The organism is Streptomyces sp. NPDC002868 (genome assembly GCF_055563295.1).
This window is the reverse complement of the sequence record NZ_JBVHDR010000064.1, coordinates 1-6,272: the sequence shown is the minus strand read 5'-3', so window position 1 is coordinate 6,272 and position 6,272 is coordinate 1. Positions and strand designations below refer to the sequence as shown.

Here is a 6,272-nt window from a genome sequence, read left to right as displayed (position 1 = left end):
TTGGAGGACGGCAATGTTCAAGGATAAAGGGGCGCCGATTCACGGTGCGGAGATGAAACCCGGCAGCCTTCCCGCCGCGGAAGATATGGCAGCCTCGTATGACCGGGGGCCTCAATGATGAGGCGAAGCGATACCAGCGGCAAGCTCAAAGGCGCGATCAAGGCAAACATCAGGCCGTGCACCACAAAGTACAAGCGCCGCGAAGAAGAGGGCATCGTGGTGATCCCCGCCCGCCCGGGACGTGTCGGGTCATCCGGTCGGGCGGGGAGTTCTAGGCCGCCGTAGTACCGGCGTCGGGGGTGGTGAGCGTGGGCCCGGCGGCCCTCTGGTCGCCGAGGTCGCTCTCGGCAGCGGCTGCCACGCAGACAAGACCGGCGGCCGTGCCGAGGGCCCATAACCAGCTCAGGAACAGCCCGAGAGGGTCGCTTGACGTAGCGCCGTGACCGGCGTGCCGGGCGCTCACCTTGTGCCCTCTCGGGCCTTCTCGCGCAGTTCGATAATGCGCCCGACCTGGTAGGCGTAGAGCTCCAGTTCGCCGGGGGTGAGGACGAGCACGGCCTCGCTCGTTCCGCCGTCTTCGTAGTGCACCACGACGGGCATGGCGCCCTGCTGCGCGCGGTGGTCGTAGACCACATCTCGTCTCGCGGGAGTGGCGTGGGTGACCTGTGCTGGGACCGGCCGCAAAGTGGTGCCGTCAGCCGGAGCGGACCACTCGTCGCCACCCCCGGGCGGACGCAGGTGGTAGGTCGCCGCGCCGGTGCCGGGCAGGGCGACCACGACCCCGATCCGCCCGTCGTGGGCGGTGTCGTGGGCGAGGTCGCCGAGTCGCGGATAGAACGGGGCTGCTGTGCCTAACTCGGCACCCTGGGACGGGAGATGAGGGGTTGCTCGTCCTGCCATGCCCTTGAAGCTAAGAGCGCGTCAGGGGCCGAATATGAATCGGAGGAATACGACCCTCATCCGTCCAGGTGGAAGCGATCTGACATGCGCCGTAGCTTCTCCCGGGTCATCGCGCGCTCGGCGTAGACGATGCTGCGCAGCGTCGATCGGGCGATGGGGTGGTTACGTACGAGCTGGGGGGCAATCCGCTCGGCGGTCTCCAGTTCGGCGAGGGCCCGGTCGCGGTTTCCGTCCCACAGCCATGCACGGGAGAGATCCATGTGGTGGTGCCCCTGGCGCGAGTTCGGCAGGCCGGCGACCACCTCGGGACTCGTGCGACGGTTTATGGCCAGGGCCTTGGTCTGGTCGCCCACCTCCAGAGCAACACTGATCGCGTGAATCTGCACGTTGCCAGGGGAGAAGGTCACCGAGTGACGGTCGTAGACAGGCGGTCCCTGGTAGACGCTCATGCGGTCGGCGGCGTCGCGGGCGTATTCGATGCGGTCCTCGGCCTCCGAGGTCCGATTGCCGCGCGCAGCTGAGACAGCGGCGCGGAGTTGAAGCGAGCCCCACATGCGCAGGGCGAGCGGCTCGCCGCGGTCGTAGTCGTCTTGGATGCCGGCGAGGGCCTTGTCGGACAGAGCGAGAGCGTCGGCCCAATCGGCCGTGGCCCACATGTCCCACACGCGCATCCAGTCGGCGAGCGCGGGCATCACGGGGTCGCCGGACAGCCGTCCAGACCACGCGGCACGCTCGGCGGCCATGGCGACGAGTTCAGGGTGTCCAAGGGCATGGGCTGCGGTGTGGGCGAACTTGCAGGCGACGGCGTAAATCGCGTACGCCTCCTCACGCTCGTGCCCAGTAGCGACCTCTGCCAGCGCGCGGGTCTCGCGCAGTAGGTCGGGCAGTACGCGCAGGATCGCGACGTTGGCCGCTGTATCGCGCAGACGGTGCAGTCGGGTCAACTCCCGCCACAGCTCGCCAGAAGGGCGAGGAGCGCCCTCGAATACTGGAGTGAGGTCATAGCGGCGCAGCTCGCGCAGGATCGAAGCGGCGGCGACCTGCCATTGATTCTCGGCCGGGCTGCCGGTGTATGGGCGCCCGATCAGGTCGTTGGGGTGAACGTGCAGTTCGGCGGCGAGCAGGTTGAGCAGACCGACGCGGTCGATCTCGATGAGACCGCGTTCCATCTTCGACACCCAGCCCTGAGTCTTGCCCAGCGCGGTGGCGAGGTCGGCCTGAGGCATGCCCAGCCGGAGACGGGCCCGGCGTGCGCGGCGGCCGATCTCCTCGGCTTCCTCCAACATCAGCGCACCCCCCGCCGGGTGGGGGGCCTGCTGTGCTCAAGCGTGCGGCAGGGCATCACAGCTCCATCCGTTCAGGCTCATCTCTCAGAACGGTACCCATGACCGGTGCTGCCGTGCGCTGTTTGTAACACCGTCGAACCGACGCCCGCTTTGGGAGTTCGATCGGGCGCCGATGTGGCCCCGGGGTTCCGCCGCCATGACGACCGGACAGGGGTGCCCATGTACGCCCCTATCCGGCGTCGTTGATGAAGCTCCTATAGACCGTCAAGCGGTCTGTGTGAGTGGTTGCGATGTGGTGTGCGGGCGGGTGCGGTGCTTGTAGACCTCGCGGGCGATGAAGCGTTTGAGGCAGCGCAGGATGTCTTTCTTGGACATGCCTTCGGCGGTGCGGCGGGCAACGTAGTTCTGTGTCCGCTGGTCGTAGCGCATGCGCACCAGCGCGATCATGTGGAGAGCGTGGTTGGCCCGGCGATCGCCGCCGCGGTTGAGGCGGTGCCGGTTGGTGCGGCCCGAGCTGGCGGGGACGGGTGCTGCCGCGCACAGGTGCGCGAACGATGCTTCCGAGGTGAGCCGCTCGGGGTTGTCGCCGACGGTGATCAGGAGCTGGGCGGCGGTCTCGGTGCCCACTCCGGGCAGCGCGACCAGCGAGGGTGCTGCGTCGACCACCAGCGTCTTCAGTTCAGCATCGGCGTCGGCGATCTCCTCGGTGAGGTACTGGTACTGCTGCACCGCATGTACCGCAGCCTGATGACTGAACCCAGTTGCTGTAAGTGATCTAGACCGCTAGGCGCCCGGCGCCCGGTACTGGACTCGTTCCGCTTTGCGCAGGGCATCCATGGTTTCATCGACGGTCAGGAGAACAGTCGTCTCGAACGAGGTAAGCGCGCCGCCTCCACTAATCGCCAGCGCAACCGCGGCCATGGACACGTTGTCGGGGGCCTCCCACAGGTTGTAGCCGTCGTGCGTGCCGAAGGCGTACCAGAAGCCGTGGAGCTTCCCGCCGACGGACTCGATGTACGACTGAGCGGCCTTTGCGCGGTCCTCGGGGTGGACGATCAGCCTCGCCCAAGTCTCCGGTGTGTAGCTGAACCTCGATAGATAGAGCGGCATCATGTCTCCCTTTCGTTCCACCAAGGGATGCCCCCGGGGGGCGGGAAACGCGCCCGATGCGGCCCGCGTATCCCCCGAACGGCTGGGGACGATGACCGGCACGGCCACAGCCAACGGGTGAGCGACCTACCCGGGCGCTCTGGCCCTGCTTCGTACACGGTGGCTGATACGTCCGCGTACGGTTCGGTCCGCGTATGTTCGCCATCGTTGATGTCAGGCAAGGATGTCACGACGATGAGTAAAGTGTGCTGTCCGTTCTGCACGGCGTCCGCTGTACGGGTGACTTCGGGCAGCTGGTCGTGCACGACCGAGCCGAGTGCTCGTTGCGCGCGCCGATCGCCTCGAAAGTTCTGACAAGCCTGCTTCAGTAGCAGGGCGTCCGCCGGGCGGGGCAGCCCGCGCCAGTGGCCGCAACCAGGACGAGCCGGTCCAGCCCGAAAGACCGCCCAAGAGATCGGGCGTGCGGGCCCCATGCGGCACTCCTCCCAGGCGGGCGCTGGGTATGTGCGGAAGAGTCGGACACATCGGGGAGCGACACATGACCGGGCAGTTCCGGAGCTCGGGCCCTGGCCACCCACGACGATCGCGGTCGGTACTCTGAGGCCGTCGCGGTCCCCCACCACCTCACCGCATGGTGAAGTTGTTCCGTCGGCGTCGGGTTGGATCACAGGGTCGATCGGGATCAAGGTTGGTGCGAAGTGCTGGTGGCGGATCGGTACCGGTTGGAGTCACCCATCGGCCGCGGCGGAATGGGCGAGGTCTGGCGGGCCACAGACGAAGTGCTCGGGCGGCCCGTGGCCGTCAAGCTGCTTCTCGGGGATGAGCCCGACTCCGAAGCGGCTGCTCGTTTCCGGCTGGAGGCGCAGACGGCGGCCCGTCTGAATCACCCCCATGTCGTGGGGGTGTTCGACTTCGGGGCGTGGGACGGCCGCTTCTACCTGGTGATGGAACTCGTGGAAGGCCGGAGCCTGGCCCAGGAGCTGGCCGCCTTGGGGGCACTTCCGTCGGGGCGAGTTGCCGTTGTCGCCGCCCAGACGGCCGCGGGGCTGGCGTCCGCGCACCGCCAGGGAATCGTCCATCGGGACATCAAACCCGGCAACTTGATGTCCGACGCCGACGGGACGGTCAAGCTCGGGGACTTCGGGATTGCCAGGTTTGTCGACGATCCGGCCGCCGCACTGACCTCTGCCGGGCAGATCCTCGGCACCAGTCTCTACCTGGCCCCCGAGCGCGCCCTGGGGCAGCCCGCGGGCCCGGCCTCCGACATGTACTCCCTCGGATGCGTTCTCTATCAACTGCTGACGGGCTGCCCGCCGTTCCAGGCCGACACCGCCACCGCCACGCTCTACCAGCACATCGATGCCGCTCCGGTTCCTCCCCTTCAGCGGGGCGCCGACCTGCCACCCGCATTCGAGAACTATCTGCTGACGCTGCTGGCGAAACAGCCCGAGGACCGGCCCACCGCGCAGCAGATAGCCGACTGGTTCGGTTCGGGTCTTTGGCAGGGGCGCCCGGAACCCCTGCCCGCGCCGGAGCCGCCTCCGCACGCACGGGTGTTCGGAGCCGGGCCGATGCGCGGGTCGGAGGCGGGTCCCTCGACCACGTACATGCTGCCGCCGACTCCCGGGGAGCCGGGCCAGGGACGTCGGTCCTTCCCCGCGCAGCGGCAGGGTGTCCGTGAGTTCGTCAGGCGCCGACCGAGGGTGGCGAGTGCCGTCGCCGGTGTCGCGGCCTTCCTCGCCGCAGTGCTGATCGGCGTGGCGTGGTTCTCACCCGACAGCAGCTCGGCGAACAGCCCCCGCGGGGAAACATCCGCCCCAGCGCATCCTGACCCGGTACCGACACCGAGCCCCGATCTCGATACGGCCCCGGCCGCCTCCACCACACCCGACGACGCCTCGGTCGGCCAGCCGAGCGAGAACGAAGAGGAAAACGAAGAGGAAGAGAACGAGCGCAAGGGCGAGGGTGCGAAGGGACGTCACAGCGAGGAGGACTGAGGCGGCGGCATATTCCGGGCGCTCGGTACAACGTACCTGCCTCGTTGCCCGGAACCGGGTTAACCAGCCGGCCGCCAAGCCGCCCGCCGAACGTGTCGCGAAAGTGACACGGTCAGGTCTCCCGGCGCGTTGTCAGTGCCCCGCGTCGCAGTGCAGGATGTGGAGGATCGGTTACGGGGCAAGGGGAACGTTTTCCAGCGCCTCGATCACATGACCGAGCTCTTCGTCGCAGCTGGCTACGACGACCTCCGGGCCAAGCTGGGACCCAGACCTGGCGCATGCTGACCGAGACCTGGGCCACACGTCATGTGTGGCCCACAACGATGGCATAGTCGACGAAGAGTACCTGGCCAAGGTGCCCACCTCGTCTGCGCGGATCGGCCAGCGCCTCGTCGTCTCGGAAAGCGACTGCCGCAGCGCTGTCGACAAGGCCACAGCTTGCGCTGGGCACTCATCGACCCGACGGACTGACCCAACCGCCGAGCGCAGGCACGTCGGCGGTTGCCCGGGCAAACCACGAGGAAGGGGCGCCGGACCAGAGCGCACGCCCAGGCTGCCGAACCACGTCGCGAGGCCCCGATGAACGACCGCATGCACGGCCCCGTGCCACTACGTGCCATTCAAGGGGAAAACAGCGGTACGGTTCCCACCGGGGGCTTCGGGATGAAGACGGTGGTGGCCGGCGTGCGCCACTCGGCTGCTGCTCGGTGGGAGGTGCGTCGTGGTGGAGCGGACCGGGTGCGGGTGGCGCTCAGCGTGATCGGCGCACGGGATCCGCAGGACAGCCCGGTCGGCGTGCTACTGCGCGCCGTGCTGCAGGACCACCAGCAGCGGTACCCCGGCAACTTGTCCGACACGGACCGAGCCGTTCATCGTCGTCTCCCGCCGGCTCGGCACCCGGTCCACCGGGCAGGACCTCGCGACCTGCACTCCGTAACCGACCGGCACGGCACCCACCACAATTGTCGCTCTCCGAATC

General features: G+C 68.0%; 5 protein-coding genes and 1 pseudogene. 1 reads left to right on the top strand and 5 read right to left on the bottom strand.

Going from position 1 to position 6,272, the window contains the following annotated elements; genetic code table 11:
* Positions 1-459: 459 nt before the first annotated feature.
* From ACZ3H8_RS40510 to ACZ3H8_RS40495, 4 genes and pseudogenes are all read right to left on the bottom strand, one after another.
* Complete coding sequence (locus tag ACZ3H8_RS40510) at positions 460-900, bottom strand: hypothetical protein (RefSeq protein WP_467410342.1); 441 nt, start codon at positions 898-900, stop codon at positions 460-462.
* Positions 901-956: 56 nt separating this feature from the next.
* Complete coding sequence (locus ACZ3H8_RS40505) at positions 957-2,186, bottom strand: helix-turn-helix domain-containing protein (RefSeq protein WP_467410341.1); 1,230 nt, start codon at positions 2,184-2,186, stop codon at positions 957-959.
* Positions 2,187-2,450: 264 nt separating this feature from the next.
* Positions 2,451-2,897: pseudogene (locus ACZ3H8_RS40500) on the bottom strand (transposase); the annotation flags it as partial.
* A 72-nt stretch (positions 2,898-2,969) separates the two neighbouring features.
* Positions 2,970-3,296, bottom strand: coding sequence for a GYD domain-containing protein (locus tag ACZ3H8_RS40495; RefSeq protein ID WP_467410344.1), 327 nt, complete (start codon positions 3,294-3,296; stop codon positions 2,970-2,972).
* 698 nt (positions 3,297-3,994) lie between these two features.
* Here ACZ3H8_RS40495 and ACZ3H8_RS40490 point away from each other — a divergent pair.
* Positions 3,995-5,293 carry a serine/threonine-protein kinase gene (locus ACZ3H8_RS40490; RefSeq protein WP_467410340.1) on the top strand — a complete coding sequence of 433 codons (1,299 nt, stop codon included), beginning with the start codon at positions 3,995-3,997 and terminating at the stop codon, positions 5,291-5,293.
* A 798-nt stretch (positions 5,294-6,091) separates the two neighbouring features.
* On the opposite strand, the gene ACZ3H8_RS40485 is transcribed toward ACZ3H8_RS40490, so the two are convergent.
* A partial coding sequence (locus ACZ3H8_RS40485) for a hypothetical protein (protein WP_467410337.1) occupies positions 6,092-6,272 on the bottom strand: 181 nt, incomplete at its 5' end.